The organism is Sulfurovum xiamenensis (genome assembly GCF_030347995.1).
Classification (GTDB): domain Bacteria; phylum Campylobacterota; class Campylobacteria; order Campylobacterales; family Sulfurovaceae; genus Sulfurovum; species Sulfurovum xiamenensis.
Genome location: NZ_JAQIBC010000007.1, coordinates 17,318 through 32,819, shown reverse-complemented (window position 1 = coordinate 32,819; position 15,502 = coordinate 17,318). Strand labels below are relative to the sequence as shown.

The 15,502-nt window shown below is 38.5% G+C and carries 15 protein-coding genes; 10 read left to right on the top strand and 5 right to left on the bottom strand.

Translation table 11 applies throughout. The features are described 5' to 3' along the window. Window positions 1–3 precede the first annotated feature (3 nt). Window positions 4–1,041: a hypothetical protein gene (locus PF327_RS09130; RefSeq protein ID WP_289402255.1), complete on the top strand. Its 1,038-nt coding sequence runs from the start codon at window positions 4–6 to the stop codon at window positions 1,039–1,041. A gap of 6 nt (window positions 1,042–1,047) precedes the next feature. Continuing rightward, entirely contained in the window at window positions 1,048–1,917 is an 870-nt protein-coding gene (locus tag PF327_RS09125; RefSeq protein WP_289402254.1) for a radical SAM/SPASM domain-containing protein, read from the top strand. On the opposite strand, the gene PF327_RS09120 is transcribed toward PF327_RS09125, so the two are convergent. Continuing rightward, on the bottom strand, window positions 1,914–2,465 hold the full coding sequence (locus tag PF327_RS09120) for a lipid-binding SYLF domain-containing protein (RefSeq protein WP_289402253.1): 552 nt from the start codon (window positions 2,463–2,465) through the stop codon (window positions 1,914–1,916). The two genes, PF327_RS09125 and PF327_RS09120, sit on opposite strands and share 4 nt — an antisense overlap. Window positions 2,466–2,531: 66 nt before the next feature. Here PF327_RS09120 and PF327_RS09115 point away from each other — a divergent pair, with 66 nt between their 5' ends. After that, a complete protein-coding gene (locus PF327_RS09115; protein ID WP_289402252.1) occupies window positions 2,532–2,816 on the top strand; it encodes a hypothetical protein in 285 nt (94 codons plus the stop codon). A 7-nt stretch (window positions 2,817–2,823) separates the two neighbouring features. Next, entirely contained in the window at window positions 2,824–3,747 is a 924-nt protein-coding gene (locus PF327_RS09110) for a histone deacetylase family protein (protein ID WP_289402250.1), read from the top strand. Between the two features lie 15 nt (window positions 3,748–3,762). Here PF327_RS09110 and PF327_RS09105 read toward each other — a convergent pair whose 3' ends face one another. The 3 genes from PF327_RS09105 to aspS form a co-directional block, all read right to left on the bottom strand. Then, the gene (locus PF327_RS09105) at window positions 3,763–4,953 is read right to left on the bottom strand and encodes an OmpP1/FadL family transporter (RefSeq protein ID WP_289402249.1); all 1,191 of its coding nucleotides are present in this window, start codon (window positions 4,951–4,953) and stop codon (window positions 3,763–3,765) included. 216 nt (window positions 4,954–5,169) lie between these two features. Beyond that, the gene (locus PF327_RS09100; protein ID WP_008243447.1) at window positions 5,170–5,763 is read right to left on the bottom strand and encodes an adenylate kinase; all 594 of its coding nucleotides are present in this window, start codon (window positions 5,761–5,763) and stop codon (window positions 5,170–5,172) included. 20 nt (window positions 5,764–5,783) lie between these two features. Further along, a complete protein-coding gene (gene aspS / locus PF327_RS09095; RefSeq protein ID WP_289402248.1) occupies window positions 5,784–7,535 on the bottom strand; it encodes an aspartate--tRNA ligase in 1,752 nt (583 codons plus the stop codon). Window positions 7,536–7,687: 152 nt separating this feature from the next. Between aspS and PF327_RS09090 the strand changes: the two genes are divergently transcribed. Both PF327_RS09090 and PF327_RS09085 read left to right on the top strand, forming a co-directional pair. Continuing rightward, window positions 7,688–8,560, top strand: coding sequence for an NAD(+)/NADH kinase (locus tag PF327_RS09090; RefSeq protein ID WP_008243445.1), 873 nt, complete (start codon window positions 7,688–7,690; stop codon window positions 8,558–8,560). Then, window positions 8,557–10,086, top strand: coding sequence for a DNA repair protein RecN (locus PF327_RS09085; protein ID WP_289402247.1), 1,530 nt, complete (start codon window positions 8,557–8,559; stop codon window positions 10,084–10,086). Before PF327_RS09090 ends, PF327_RS09085 begins: the two co-directional genes overlap by 4 nt. Here PF327_RS09085 and PF327_RS09080 read toward each other — a convergent pair. Further along, complete coding sequence (locus PF327_RS09080) at window positions 10,083–10,733, bottom strand: Hpt domain-containing protein (protein WP_289402246.1); 651 nt, start codon at window positions 10,731–10,733, stop codon at window positions 10,083–10,085. The two genes, PF327_RS09085 and PF327_RS09080, sit on opposite strands and share 4 nt — an antisense overlap. Before the next feature lie 121 nt (window positions 10,734–10,854). Here PF327_RS09080 and PF327_RS09075 point away from each other — a divergent pair, with 121 nt between their 5' ends. The 4 genes from PF327_RS09075 to PF327_RS09060 all read left to right on the top strand — a co-directional run bounded on the left by PF327_RS09075 (window position 10,855) and on the right by PF327_RS09060 (window position 15,500). Continuing rightward, window positions 10,855–11,625: a TatD family hydrolase gene (locus PF327_RS09075; protein ID WP_289402245.1), complete on the top strand. Its 771-nt coding sequence runs from the start codon at window positions 10,855–10,857 to the stop codon at window positions 11,623–11,625. A 113-nt stretch (window positions 11,626–11,738) separates the two neighbouring features. After that, window positions 11,739–12,734: a lytic transglycosylase domain-containing protein gene (locus tag PF327_RS09070; RefSeq protein WP_289402244.1), complete on the top strand. Its 996-nt coding sequence runs from the start codon at window positions 11,739–11,741 to the stop codon at window positions 12,732–12,734. A 40-nt stretch (window positions 12,735–12,774) separates the two neighbouring features. Next, window positions 12,775–14,646, top strand: coding sequence for an ATP-binding protein (locus PF327_RS09065; RefSeq protein ID WP_289402242.1), 1,872 nt, complete (start codon window positions 12,775–12,777; stop codon window positions 14,644–14,646). Window positions 14,647–14,717: 71 nt separating this feature from the next. Then, complete coding sequence (locus PF327_RS09060; protein WP_289402241.1) at window positions 14,718–15,500, top strand: septal ring lytic transglycosylase RlpA family protein; 783 nt, start codon at window positions 14,718–14,720, stop codon at window positions 15,498–15,500. Window positions 15,501–15,502 lie beyond the last annotated feature (2 nt).

Genomic DNA, 15,502 nt, shown 5'->3' with positions numbered 1-15,502 from the left:
TATATGAAAACAATTTTATTCATTGGTATGGCAACACTTTTGCATGCAGAAGCGTTCAAGCATCCCTTTGAAGTAGAGTCAGGTATGGTTCTGTATAAGATCAGTGGGGGTACACAACTGACACCTGAAACAAATCTCAGTATAAATGGTAAGACAAAATTACATTTTAAGGACTGGGGTGAAGTGAAGTTGGAGGAAGAGAACGGAGTCATAGTGACTACGGGTGCCATAAAACATAAACAGTATATAAAGAAGTCTGAAAAACATACAAAAGATACAGTCATTACGGTTGATTATGCAAATGAACAACTCCTGGAACGTAAAAAAAGCTCACATGATATCAGTGGTATTGATCAAACAGCATCTTTAACTAAAATAGGTGAAGAAACGGTTGCCGGTGTGCCTTGTGAGATGTGGGAAGGTGCAGGTGTGAAAAAATGCATTTATAAAAATATTGTTCTCAGGTTAGAGTCCAATCTATTGGATGTTGTGTATGTAAAAGAAGCAACGAAAGTTATTTTTGATAGTAATGCTTCTACTGAGGTGTATACTCTGCCGGATTTCCCTGTACAAGAGTTTGCACTTTTTAAAGATAAAATTAAAACGAAGAACAGATATAAAGCAGAAAATTTTTATAACATATTAAAAGAGGCTGCTTTGGATGTCAGTGATATAAATACAACTGAGAGTATCACGGATCTAAGAGATGAAGAGAGGATACAGTTTATTAATCATATTTCTAAAGATATTTATAAAAGACAAAAGAAATTTTTACCCAAGCTTTTAAGATCTATGAAGAAAACACGTGAATGTTTACAGACAGTAGAAGACCCTGCTGCAGCCAACCAGTGTATGGAATATTGTAATCAAATGAAGGCACAAATGGGAAGTAAGAAGGATAAAGAGATCATACTCTGGGATGAGAAACAAAAAAATAGTTTACTCGATAAAATAGAAGATGAACTCATAGATCTGCAATCTCGTATACCCTGTGTGAACCGTGCCAAAAATATTACTGATCTTTCTAGCTGTATGAAATAAGTATCCATGAATTTTTACCGTATTTACATAGAACTGACAAATGTATGTGGACTCTCTTGCAGCTTTTGTCCGACAAAGGCTTTACCTACGAAAGAGATGGACCTCGATTTTTTTGAATCCATTTTGAAACAAGCCAAAGTCTATACCAAGGAGATTGCTTGTCATGTTGTCGGGGACCCTCTGACCCTGTCCAACCTGGATGCGTATTTAAATATTATCCACAAGCATGGGCTTAAAGCAATGCTCACGACCAGCGGATACTTTTTAAAGAAACACTCTTATGATACACTTTTTCATCCTTGTGTAAAACAGATCAACATATCACTCAACAGTTTCAATAAAAATGATACTTCTATCACCTTTGAACAATATATGAACCCCGTACTTGCGTTATGTGAAGCCAAGCTAGAGAGAGGAGAAGATATCTTTATTAATTTACGTGTATGGAATTTAGATGAAATGATGAGTGAACGAAGGTTCAATGAAACACTCTTTGAAAAACTCTCGTCTGCATTTGGTACCAAACTTGATCTTAAAACTATTTATGAAGAGAAACCAAAGTCACTGCGTTTAGCTTCTAAAATACTTGTACATTTTGACAACTATTTTGAATGGCCTTCTTTAAACAATAGAAACTATGGGCATGGTACATGCCAAGGCCTACAGTCGCATGTGGCTATCTTGGCCAGCGGGAAAGTGGTCCCTTGCTGTTTGGATTGTGATGGGATCATAGAACTTGGAGATTTGCATGAAAATACGCTGGATGAGATCCTAACTGCAAAGCGTGCTGTAGATATGGTAGAGGGATTTAAAGAGGGCAAAGCGGTGGAAGAACTTTGCCAGAAGTGTTCTTATAAGGATCGTTTTAACGATTAATTAGGTATGATCCTTTGGAATTTTGTACCTTCTATACTGACACCTAACATTAATCCTTCTGCACCATAGATAAAGGCCACAATAGGTTTTTCATAACTGATAGAGGTGATATCTTTATTTTTCCCCCAGTCCGCTACCGTAATAGAACCATCTACACCGGCTTCCCATCCATTACTTCGAATAAAATTGTTTAATGAGGCTTCTGAAAGAAAGGCGATCAGCACAGAATGCTCTTGAACACCGGCTTGGTACCCTATAGAAGCGGATGTCATACTGTAAAAGTGTTTTGTTGTACCATTGATACGTAGGGCACCTTCACCATATTCACCTCCAACGATAAATCCACCCTTGATGACAGAAGGAAATACAAGATATCCTTTTACTTTTGAAAGAAATTCCGGTCCTCCTACCACTTCTTTTTCAAATTTTTTGATAGCTATATCAACATCTGCATTAAGTTGGACAGCTGGTTTTGCAAATGAAAATTGAGTAAAGACTAGAGAGATGAGTATCAATAGCATCATTGGGTTGAATTTTTTACTGTACATGTTGTAATCCTTATGAAATTTGTCATATTATATCTTAGAAAAATAAATAAATTGTGTAGGATCACCATGGAAAAATTAACTATTAAAGCATACGCCGTAAAACATAAATTGAGTATGTTCGATGTAGTGAAAATGACCAAATCAGGTCAAGTACCAACAGAAACAGTCGTAGAAAACGGTAAAGATGTAGTCTATATCTTACTGGATGGCACGGTTGAGAAAACAGTCCAAAAGTCTACTGTAAAAGAAGAAAACAAAGAACCTTATAGCTTACGAAAAGAGAATGCAAGACTGAAAAAAGAGATAGAGAAATTAAAAAAAGAGATCGAAATACTGAAAAATAGAGTATAATGATGTCATGAAAGTAGCGTATATAACGGATGATATCTATCTACAGCATCATACCGGAGCAATGCATCCAGAGTCTCCAGATCGCTTGACGGCAATTAATAAAGCCATTGAAGTACTGCATCCATCTTTGACATTTAAATCTCCTATAAGTGCTTCAGAGCGTATCATAGAGCTTGTACACTCTCCTGAACATATTGAGAGCGTTAAAAACGTTTGTGCATATGGTGGCCGCATAGATTCCGATACGGTTTGCAGTGTAGATTCTTTTGATGCAGCAAGAATGGCTGTGGGGGCGGGAGTAGTGGCATTGGATGGTATAAAGTCTGAAGAATTTGAACGGGTTTTTTGTGCTGTAAGACCACCTGGACATCATGCCAGACCTGCACAAGCTATGGGGTTCTGTCTTTTCAATAATATCGCTATAGCTGCACGGTATGCACAGAGTATAGGGTACAAAAAAGTGATGATCGTCGATTTTGATGTGCATCACGGTAATGGTACACAAGATACTTTTTATGCTGATGACTCTGTATTTTATTTTTCATCACATCAGGCGTATATATTTCCCGGTACAGGTGCCGCATCAGAGAAAGGTGAGGGTAAAGGCATTGGCTACACTGCAAACTTTCCAGTGATGGCTGGAACTACAGATAGTGAATTACTTGACATCTATGAAAATGATCTGCCTTCACTCGTCAAGGACTTTAACCCTGATATCATCTTGGTCTCTGCAGGGTATGATCTGCATGAAAGTGACCCTTTGGCACAACTCAACATCACTACGGAAGGTATAAGAGATATAGTGAGGTGTATACTGGATAGTGCAGATGTGCCTTTTGTGTTTTTTTTAGAAGGGGGTTATAATGTCAATGCTCTGGGAGAGAATGCGAAAGTGACACTGGAAGAGATGCTGAAAAGCACCTCTTCCTAAAAGTTTTAACAGGGATTAAAACGTATAGGCTAATTGGAAAGAAACACTGTCTTCCGCGTGATCAGTAGTAATAGTACTACCTAGAGGAGCTATACTAAATGTTTCAGTATTTGTAGGAGCATAAACATAAGCTAAGTCAAGAGAGAAAGCTCTTGTAAATTCATAACTTGCACCTACTGTATAGTGATCTTCTTGGGTTGCAGGGAAACCTAATAGATTTAACATATTAAATAGTGGATCTGCTGTTTCTACTACTGCAGACTCTGCATGATTGTATCCTAGTCTTACGGTCCATTCGTTTTCTGTATATTGGTAACCAATGGCGTAGACATCAGAGTCATCCCAACCATAATCACCATAGCCTTGGGCATCAGACCATTTTATTTTTTTGTAGTCAAAAGCAAAAGTATGTTGACCCATAGTATAAGCAAGACCTAGACCATACTCTTCCGGTTGTTCAAGTTTGTCACTAAAATTAGATCGACCAAATCCTGCCATAGCCGTGCTTATTTGAGGATTATAGTCCATCTCTATAGCGGATCTATACATAGCTCCAAATGTAAGACCATCGATACCATTTGCGGTGAAGTCATAGGCAAGACCTAAATTATAACCAAACCCAAAGTCTTGTGCTAATCCAGCACCATTTGGACCTCCATTTTGCATTCCCGTAGAATCATAGTTAATATCCAAATTACCATACTGGAGAATAGGGGTGACGGCAAGACTCAAGCCACCTGTTTTATAGGCAATAGGTACTCCAAATTGCATAAGTTGCAAGTTTGTAACCATTTGAAAGTTTCCTGGTACCTCACTGTAATCTGTACCCATACCAGCAGTTCCCCACATACCTACACCAATATACCAATTTTCATCTATCTTATGTGCAATAGATACTTCTGGAATTACATTTGTATCTGCATCACTAGTATACTTAGGTCCCATACCGGCTATTTCTGTTTTAATATCTGGCATAAATAGCGTACCACCAAACCCGATTTCAGTACCTTCCACACTGGTGATGAGTGCACCATTGCTTAAAGCAGATTCTGCACCATGACTCATAGCGATTCCAGCACCACCCATACCTCTCGCTTTTGCACCCATTGCGATAAGGTTATCTCCGTTTGTTGCATGGATCATCGTTGAAGTGATAAGTGAAAGTGCGATTAATTTCCCTAAGGTTCTTGTTGTCTTTACGTTCATTCCCTTGTCCTTATAGTAAATGTAAACCTATAGTAGCTAAAATATATTAAATATTAAAGGAAATTTAGCAATATATTCTATGTTTTATATTAATTGAGTAGGATTTGTTTTTGTAATAAAATATAGATTAAATGAGATTATGAGTTGAATAAGAGAATAAAAATTATGAAGTAAAAAAAGTGTAGTATTACCCACTATAAAAGTGGGTAGAGGGTTTTAGATCTTGCTTTTAACGAATGCTTCCATATCAGCAACAACTTCTTCAAGCGTTCTCTCACCAGAAATCACTTCTAAAAGGTTTTTCTCTGTATAAAATGCTTGAATTTCAGCCAATGGATCTGTATAGATCTTCATTCTATCGTTGAATACCTCTTCACTGTCATCACTTCTCTCTTCACCTGGGGCTGCTTCTGCACGACGGCCTAAAATTCTCTCTCTAGCTACTTGCTCGCTTACTCTTACTTCTATGACTGATGCAAGTTCAATATCATCTTCTTTAGATACCAGTTCATCAAAAGCAGTCATTTGCTCTGTACTTCTTGGATACCCATCGATAAGTACATTGTCTACAGGTGCATTTTTAATAGCAGATACGATCGTGTCTACGATGATGTTCAGTGGTACCAGTGCACCTTTAGAGATATAGCTTTCTATCGTTTGTCCCAATTCGCTTCCGCTTGCTACTTCTTCTCTTAGCATATCTCCAGTAGAGTAGTGTACGATAGTGTCACTGTTTTTCTCAGCGATGATACTTGCATCTGTTGTTTTTCCTGAACCTGGTGCGCCAATGATTAAAAATAGTTTTTTCATAGTTTTTTCTTTCCTTTGTTTTATGCTGTTGGTGTTTGTCTGATTCTAAGGCTTAGGTCTTTAAGCTGTTCTGCATCTACAACACTTGGTGCTTGTGTAAGAAGACACTGTGCTTTTTGTGTTTTAGGGAATGCAATAACTTCACGGATACTTGAAGCACCTGTCATAAGCATGATAAGTCTGTCAAGACCTAAGGCAAAACCACCATGTGGCGGTGCACCGAATTTGAGTGCATCAAGTAAGAATCCGAATTTGTCTTGTGCTTCCTCTTCATCGATACCAAGGAGCTTAAAGATCTCTGCCTGCACAGCTTCTTTATGGATACGGATAGATCCACCACCTAGTTCTGTACCATTAAGTACGATATCATAAGCGATAGACTCAATATCTTCGATATCTTCATAATCGAGTGATTTTGGTTGTGTAAATGGATGGTGAAGCGCTTTGACCTTGCCGTCTTCTACTTCGAACATAGGGAAGTCCATGACCCATAAGAACTCAAAAGTATCTTTAGGGATGATATCCATCGTTTCTGCAAGATAGATACGGAAACGACCCATATAATCCCATACCAGTTTTTTCTCACCGGCACCAAAGAAGACAGCATCACCTACCTCAAGTTCACATCTTTCGATGATAGCCTGAATATCTTCTTCTGTGAAGAATTTGGTAAGTGGACCTTTAAGACCATCTTCTTTCATCTGGAAGTAACCCAGACCAGATGCACCGAATTTACGTACATAGTCTTCAAAACCTTTCATTTGACGTTTTGAGAAGATCTCATCACCTTTTGGTACTTTCAGTGCTTTGATACGATTTTTCTTAGGTGCTTTTGCGATATTTGAGAAGATCTCATTGTCACATCTTTCAAAAATGTCGATCACATCTACCATTGCCAGGTCATAACGCATGTCTGGTTTGTCTGAACCGTATTTCTCCATCGCTTCAGCGTGAGGCATACGTTTGAACGTAGTAGGAATATCAAAACCACATGCAGAGAATACATCGTGGATGAGTTTTTCTGCAACTGCTATCACGTCTTCCTGATCACAGAAAGACATCTCAACATCTATTTGTGTAAATTCAGGTTGTCTGTCTGCTCTCAAGTCTTCATCTCTGAAACATTTTGCGATCTGGAAGTAACGGTCGAAACCACCAACCATAAGCAATTGTTTGAAAAGCTGTGGAGACTGTGGCAGTGCATAAAATTCACCAGGATGTACACGAGAAGGTACTAGGTAATCTCTTGCACCTTCCGGAGTAGATTTGGTAATGATAGGTGTTTCAACTTCAAGGAAATTGAGTGCATCAAGTGAGTTACGTGCAGCGATCGTTGCTTTTGAACGAAGCTTAAAGATATCGTAAGATTTTTGTGTACGCAGTTCCAAGTAACGGTGCTTCAGTTTGATCTCTTCATTTACCTTATCATCATTGAGATCAAAAGGCATAGGTTTAGAACGGTTCTCTATGTTAAGATCATCCACTACAATCTCGATCTTTCCGGTTTTAAGTTTAGGATTTTCCAGTCCTTCACCTCTAGCACGTACTTTACCTTTAGCTATCAAAACAAATTGGTCTCTTACTTCTTCAGCTAGTTTATGTGCATCCGCATTGTCTGCCGGATCACACACAAGCTGTACTACTTCATCTTTGTCTCTAAGGTCGATGAATATAAGTCCACCATGATCTCTACGTGAAGAGACCCAACCCGCAACGGTAACTTCTTGTCCAATATGTTCTTCGTTTACTTCTGCACAATAATGTGTTCTCATGACTATCCTATCTGTTTATAATGGCGCGATTATATCAAAAAGTAGTTTAGGGTTAAATTCACACTTTAAAATATGGCAATATGAAATATTTTCAAATACTAACAGTACATTTATGCTACTCTAACAATTATATTTCTTAAATCAGGAAAAAGATGAGTAGTGAAAAATTAGCACAGATAAAAACTGCAGGGTTTATCTTAAAACCCAACGACCCAGAGATAAAGTCACTTTATGAAAGGATAAAGGCACAGTTCGAGTCTAAAGGTATTTCTGTGATCTTGGCAGAACGTTCAGCACAGAGGGTAGGTCTAAAAGGTATGGCCTTTGAAACAATGTGTGAAAAATCGGACTTTTTAGTCTCTTTGGGTGGAGATGGTACGTTGCTTTCATTGGTGCGTCGTTCTCATGGACACGATAAACCTGTTGTGGGTATCAATGCCGGGAATTTAGGATTTTTGGCCGATGTGACCATAGATGATGTAGAGTCATTTTTAGATCAACTGATCAGAGATGAATATCGTATTGATGAACGTATGATGATAGAAGGGTATCTACAAAGAAAAAATGGTCAAAAAGAGCCATTTTTTGCGTTTAACGATGTAGTGATCACACGTCCTGTAGTCTCCAAGATTGCAACCATATACGCATCTATTGATGGAGAAAGATTTAATACTTATAAAGGGGACGGTCTAATCATTGCGACACCTACAGGATCGACTGCCTATAATCTTGCAGCCGGTGGTCCTGTCATGTATCCACTGACGCAGGCACTTATTATGACACCGATACTGGCACACTCTTTGACACAGCGCCCTCTCGTGGTACCTGCTGATTTTACGATCGAACTCTCTTCTCCTGAAGAACGTGTCATTGCAGTGATAGATGGACAAGATGATTATGAGATGGTTCCGGAAGATGTACTGGTGATCAGGGGTGCAAAACGTGGGGCAAAACTTCTGCATAGAAAAGAGCGTAATTACTTCTCAGTATTGAGAGAAAAACTTTCATGGGGTGCCGGGAATTGATAGAACGTTTATATTTACGCGATCTTGTTACTTTTGATGAAGTAGAATTAGAGTTTGAAAATGGATTGGTGGTTTTAACCGGACCCAGCGGGGCAGGAAAATCCGTACTAATGTCTGCGATACTTTCCAGTTTCGGATATAGTACACAAGGTGCTGCAGCACTCTGCGAAGTGAACTTGCAAAAGCCTGAGCAGTTAAAAAGTGATGCCTATGAACTTGAGAATGATCTGACGGTAAAGACACTTAAAAAAGAGAAGCTTCGTTATTTTATCGATGGCCAAAATATCTCAAAAAAGGCTTTGAGTGACATGTTTTTGCCGTATGTTAAGTACCTCTCTGTGCGTGACAAAGGCGGTTTTGAATCTGATACACTTTTAGAGATGATTGACGGTCAGCTTCTCAGCGAAGACAAGACCTTTAAGCAGTTACTCAAAGAGTACAGAAAACGTTATAGAAATTATAAAGAAAAAGCTTCACAGCTCTCAAAGATAAAAGAAGATGAAGCAAAGCTTGCTGAACTTATAGAATATGCTACGTATGAAGTAGAAAAAATAGCTTCTATCAACCCGCAGATAGGGGAAGAAGAGGAGTTGCTCAAGGTCAAACAGCAACTTTCCCGTATCGATAAGATAAAAGATGCCCTTTCCACAGCAGCAGACATTTTTACATTAGAAGCGAGTGTGGAAGAGGTCTATCGACTTTTAGATAAGGATGGATCAGTATTTAATGATGCAATGAACCAGCTTCGTGCTGATTTTGAAGAGACGGAAAACCTTGCAGATGAACTTGAAGAGGTCAATGTGGAAGAGGTACTGGATCGTCTGGCTGATCTTACAACACTGAAGAACCGTTATGGAAGTATAGAAGAGGCATTAGCTTATAAAGAGTCCAAAGAGAAAGAGCTTTCCGGATATCAGAATATAGAAAAAGACAAGAGTATGTTGGAGTCATTTTTGGCTTTAGAGTTTTCAGAGTTACAGATCATTGCTTCAAAACTCTCTCAGGCACGTAAAAAAGAGGCAAAGATACTAGAAAAATCTTTAGCTGAGTATCTGACCACACTTAAACTTCCTCCCCTTACTTTTGTATTCTCTTCTGATAGTTTAGGAGAAGGGGGAATGGATTGTGTTGAGGTGATGCTTGGGTCTTCAAAAACCGCGACACTCAGTGGAGGCGAATTTAACCGTGTACGTTTGGCTCTGATGGCAACGACCATACCTGCAGATAAGAGTAAACAAGGTGTGCTTATACTCGATGAGATAGATGCCAATGTGAGTGGCGATGAATCCATCGCTATAGCAGAGATGATACATAAGCTCTCCTCTGTGTACCAGGTTTTTGCGATCTCACATCAGCCGCATCTTACCGCAAAAGCGGGACAACATATTGTTGTAACAAAAGCAGGACAAAAGAGTAAGGTGCAAGTATTAAATGATGTGAGCCGTGTTTCTGAGATTGCAAGGATCATTGCAGGAGAAAATCCTACGGATGAAGCATTGGAGTTTGCTAAAAAGTTAAGGGCTTAAGTATATTGTGCTTTGAGTTCACTGGTATAGTGTACAAGATGTTCAAGATAGGCTTTGGCTATGTCAACATCTGTCCCCGTTTTTACATAGGTGTTGTAATCAGTTAAAAGATCTGAGACGCCACCTGTACCCAGATTTGTCGCGGAACCTTTGATCCCATGTGTCAACTTTTCTACTTTATGAAAATCTCTTTCTTCTATGGCCGCTTCGATGCGAGGGATCTCTGTTTCTATTTGTGGGATCAGTTCAGCTACGAATTCTTTTGCTTCTTCGTCTGAAAGCCCCATTTCCACTAGACGGACATGCGTGAACTGAGGATAATTCGCCTGAGGTAGTTCTTTTGTCTCCTGTATGGTTTCTGTTTTAGGTTCGGGTTCGAGTTCTATTGTAGGCTCAGGTTTTGGTTCTTGCTTTGCTTCCACTACAGGTTCAATTTCTGTTTTAGGTTGAGGTTTTGGTTCGGGTTTCGGTTCAGGCTTTGGAGCAGTTCTCTTTTGTTCTTTTGAAGGTGCAGTTTTTGTATCAGGAGCGGTTTTTGTTTGTTTTTTGCGTCTTCCTTCCTGATACTTTTTCTCATTTCTGTATTCAAGAAAGATAAGTAAAAGTACAAGAAAAACAAAGATAGATATGATGATTGATGCAGACATAGCAGCCCTTCGAAATTATAATTTATGCTTAACTATAACTTATTGAAGGTTAGATTAGCATGTTTGAAGAGATGAATATAGAAGAAATTTGCTATAATGTATAAAAAAGGACATTATATAGATGTTAATAGATACACATTGTCATTTGGATGATGAACGGTATGATGATGATATAGAACAGGTTTTGGAAAATGCCACAGAAAAAGGTGTAGAAAAATTCATTATACCAGGGGCAGATCCTAAAACATTGCAGAGAGCAGTGGATTTGGCTGAACGGTATGAGAATATTTATTTTGCAGTAGGTGTGCACCCTTATGATGCGGGTGAGTATGACAGAACATTTTTAGAACCCTATGTAACTCATCCTAAATGTGTCGCGATAGGCGAATGCGGCTTGGATTATTTTAGACTACCAGAATCAGAAGAAGAAATCGAAAAAGAGAAGAAACTTCAAAAAGAAGTTTTTATAGATCAGATACTTTGGGCTAAAGAGCTGCAAAAGCCACTGATAGTCCATGTAAGAGAATCAACTCCGGATTGTCTCGCTTTACTTGATGAATATGCAGGGGAAGAGGGAGGTGTACTACATTGTTATAACGCAGATGAATCTTTACTCAAACTTGCGAAAAAGAATTTTTATTATGGTATAGGTGGCGTATTGACATTTAAAAATGCAAGAAAACTGATTAATGTCTATTCTAAAATTCCTCAAGATAAATTAGTAATAGAGACAGATGCACCGTACCTTACGCCTCATCCCCATCGTGGTGAGAGAAATGAGCCAAGTTATACTACATTTGTAGCAGATAAAATGGCTGAACTCTCGTCACTCAGTAGAGAAGCGATCGAAACGTTAAGTACTCAAAATGCCCAAAGACTTTTTAGGTTCTGATAGAAATGTATAGAGGGATAAGATATGTTAAACGTATTTTATTTTTTTACTTACTATGTGTAGGTTTTGTTTATGGAACATCATTAGCCCATAAGTATCCCAGCTATTCCTATGTGTTTCATGAATTTGATGTGGATGAATCTTATCTCTATAATGAAGCGTTCATCTCTTTTGTCTTAAAACATGAAAAAAAGTTACGATCATTTTATAGACGTTCTTTACTTCGAGGTAAAGAGATATTGCCAACGATCCAGGGACTTCTTGTAGAAGATGGTGTAAGTGATCTGTTTATCTATCTCTCTATGGTCGAATCTGGTTTTTCCACAGATGCAATTTCTCCCAAAAAAGCAGTAGGTCTATGGCAGTTCATGCCCACTACGGCAAAAGATTATAACCTGACTGTATGCCATAGCTATGATGAACGGTGTGATACGGTCAGTGCTACCTCTGCAGCGATCAATTATCTCAATAAACTGCATAAGCAGTTTGGTAAATGGTATTTATCAGCCATTGCCTACAATTGTGGAGAGGGGTGTGTAAGTAGGGCTATCAAACGTGCTGGAACAGATGAATTAAGTGTTTTGATCGATGGAAATTTGAAATATCTGCCCCGTGAAACACGTCAGTATATGAAAAAGATCCTTCTTCTTGCTATGATAGGTGAAAATGATACTTTAGATTTTGACAATGAGACGGATGAGAAGTTGGAAAATAGGCTGATACAAGTTGACGTGCTTTCCGGGACACCACTCAAAGAGATTGCAAGATTGTTAAAAATGAAAGAAGAAAAACTTTTAAGTTTGAACAAAAGTTTAAAAGAGGAAATTATACCTCAAGAGAGACCTACTTACAAGATCACTATTCCTATTGATAAGGTGTATGCCTTTTATTTACGATACCCGTTACCAGATAAAAAGAGGGTATTCAAGTCACATATGATATCACACACAGTTGCTCTAGGAGAAACCGTAGAGAGCATTGCTAAATTATATGATGTAGATGCAGAGGAGATCATCACTTCTAACCATTTAAAAAATGATTTTCTTGTCTTGGATAGTCTGCTAGTGATTCCCGTAAACAAGAAAATATTTGATAAAATATCAAAATAAGAATTTATTATATTTTATCATATGTTGTAAAAGGGAAAATGTGAAAAAAAATCTTCTGGATATATCTGTCCGTATGGCTCCTCTTGTTGTATTGTTGTTCCTTAGTAGTTATTGGAGTTATAGAGAATGGGAAAGGATGGATCCTGCTAATACAGGGCTTTTTGTCTCTTTGTTAATGATTGTAGTGTTGAGTCTCTTGTCCTTGGGATATATATGGTTTGATTATCGTAAAGAAACAAGAGAAAACAGAGCACTTGTATCTGTATTAGATAGTATTGAACATTTGGTAGATAATGAAGAGAGGATCCATACACAGCAAAGAGAAGCAGCATATAAATATATTGCGGATCTTTTTTCCCTTTTAGTGGAAAAGGGAAAAAAGATTAGAGAGGAGGCAGAGGCAAAAAGTCAATTTTTATCGACCATGTCTCACGAAATCCGTACACCGCTCAATGGTATTTTAGGTTTTACTAAACTTCTAAAAGAAATGGATACAACAGAAGATCAAGAAGAGTTCATCTCCTTGATCGAAAATTCATCAAACAATCTTATTGCTATAGTGAATGATGTTTTGGATCTTTCTAAAATGAATGCGGAAAAAATGGAGATCGAATCTATCCCTTTCAATTTATTTGAGACCATCGATCTGACGGTAGCATCCTTTGCACAAATGGCGGATCAAAAGGACATTGAGTTTGGGGTATTGGTCGATCCGACTCTATCTCCTTATATGATCGGTGATCCTACAAAACTTTCTCAAATATTGACAAATCTTATAGGGAATGCCATTAAATTCACGGATGCCTACGGTAAGATCAATCTTTTTGTTGAAGGGGTAAGTAGTGACAAAGATCACACAGGGTTAAAGTTTTCTGTGAGTGACAACGGTATCGGACTGAGTGAAGCACAGCAAAAGACTATTTTTGAAGCCTATGGACAGGCAACAGCAGGTACAAGCCGAAAATATGGAGGTACGGGACTCGGACTGACTATATCACGGAAAATGGTTCAGTTGATGGGTGGAGAACTTGAAGTCAAAAGTAAAGAGAATGAAGGAACGACTTTCTTCTTTACTTTACCATTAGAAAAAAACAAAGATCATGAACCTAGTGTCTATATTGACTTTTCTGATCTCTCTGTTGGTCTTGCGCTTCCTGTAAAGAGTATCAATCGTCAGTTGGATACCAATCTTCAAACGTATATAGAACACTTGGGTGCAACATTTTCATTCTACTATTATGAAGATCTTTTTGAGTCTGAGACACCTGTAAGCTTACCTGATATTATGATATTTGATCATCACTATGCGAGATTGCCAGGAGAGTTGGAACAGTGTGCTGCTCTGGAGTGTAAATCTGTACTTTTGACCAATGGTAGTTTAAGGGCGCGTGTCAATCCACAACAACATCATTTTACCGATGTGGTCCTCACACCTGTCAGTCTGGCAAAAACGATCAGGATCTTAACCAATGCAAGTGAGCATAAGAAAGAGAAGATACTTACCTCTGATACAGTAGAAGATACCGAACAGTATCAAGGCATACATGCACTCGTGGCGGATGACAACCAGATCAACTGCAAACTCATAAAGATCATTTTGGAGAACCTTGGTCTGGAAGTGACTGTGGTCAATGATGGAAAAGAGGCAGTTGCGATGTCTACAAAAAATGTCTATGACATTATATTTATGGATATTGAAATGCCTGTGATGGATGGTGTGGAAGCCTGCAAGCAAATTATACAACATGAAACAGAACATCATTTGAAACATGTTCCTATCATCGCACTCACTGCGAATACTTCTTCCGGAGAGAAAGAGAAGTATATGTCTAAAGGCATGGATGATTATGCTGTAAAGCCACTAGATATAGAAGCGTTAAAAATGATTATCTCAGAGCACTGTAACTCTTAGTTTATCAAGCAAAAACAAAGTCAAATAAAGCGATAATACCTACCTAAATATAAATGCATCCCCGAGGTATTATGAAGAGACTTGTATCCCCAATATTATTGATCACTATTTTGGGGGTAAGTACTCTTTTTACAGGGTGTGGACCGGAACCTAGGGATCCTAAAGCCACAAAATATACAAGTGCAGCCAGACATAAAGCTACTATGCGTTCCTATAAGGTCTTAGGCAAACGTTACAACCCAACGTATGTAGAGGTAGGACAGGTCATGTATGGGATCTCAAGCTGGTATGGACCTAATTTTCATGGTAAACAGACAAGTAATGGTGAAGTCTATAATATGCATGCAAGAACCGCAGCACATAAAACATGGCCCATGGATACGATGGTAAAAGTCAATAACTTGGTCAATGGTAAAAGTACGATCGTCCGTATTAATGACAGAGGGCCTTTTGTGAGAGGCCGGATCATTGACTGCAGTTATACAGCCGGAAAAGAGATAGGACTTGACAAAATGGGGATCGCTAAAGTTTCGATAGAGGTGGTCGGATTTGCAGGAAAAGTTGAGTCCGATGCAGCGATAGCAAGACAGAAAAGAGAACATACGCAAAAACGTATAGTACTCTCCAATTTCGGTGTACAAGTAGGGGCATTCAGACGTTATGAAGGTGCCAAAGTCTATCAAAGAAAATATAGCGGCATGTATAAACGCTATAATACCATCATAAGACGTTTTGATGATATCGATGGGGCACCGCTGTACCGTGTATGGCTCATGGGGTTCAGGTCTGAAGAAGAAGCGAGGGACTTTAAGGCGCATAATTACCTAGAAGGTGCATTTATCGTAAGAAATTAATC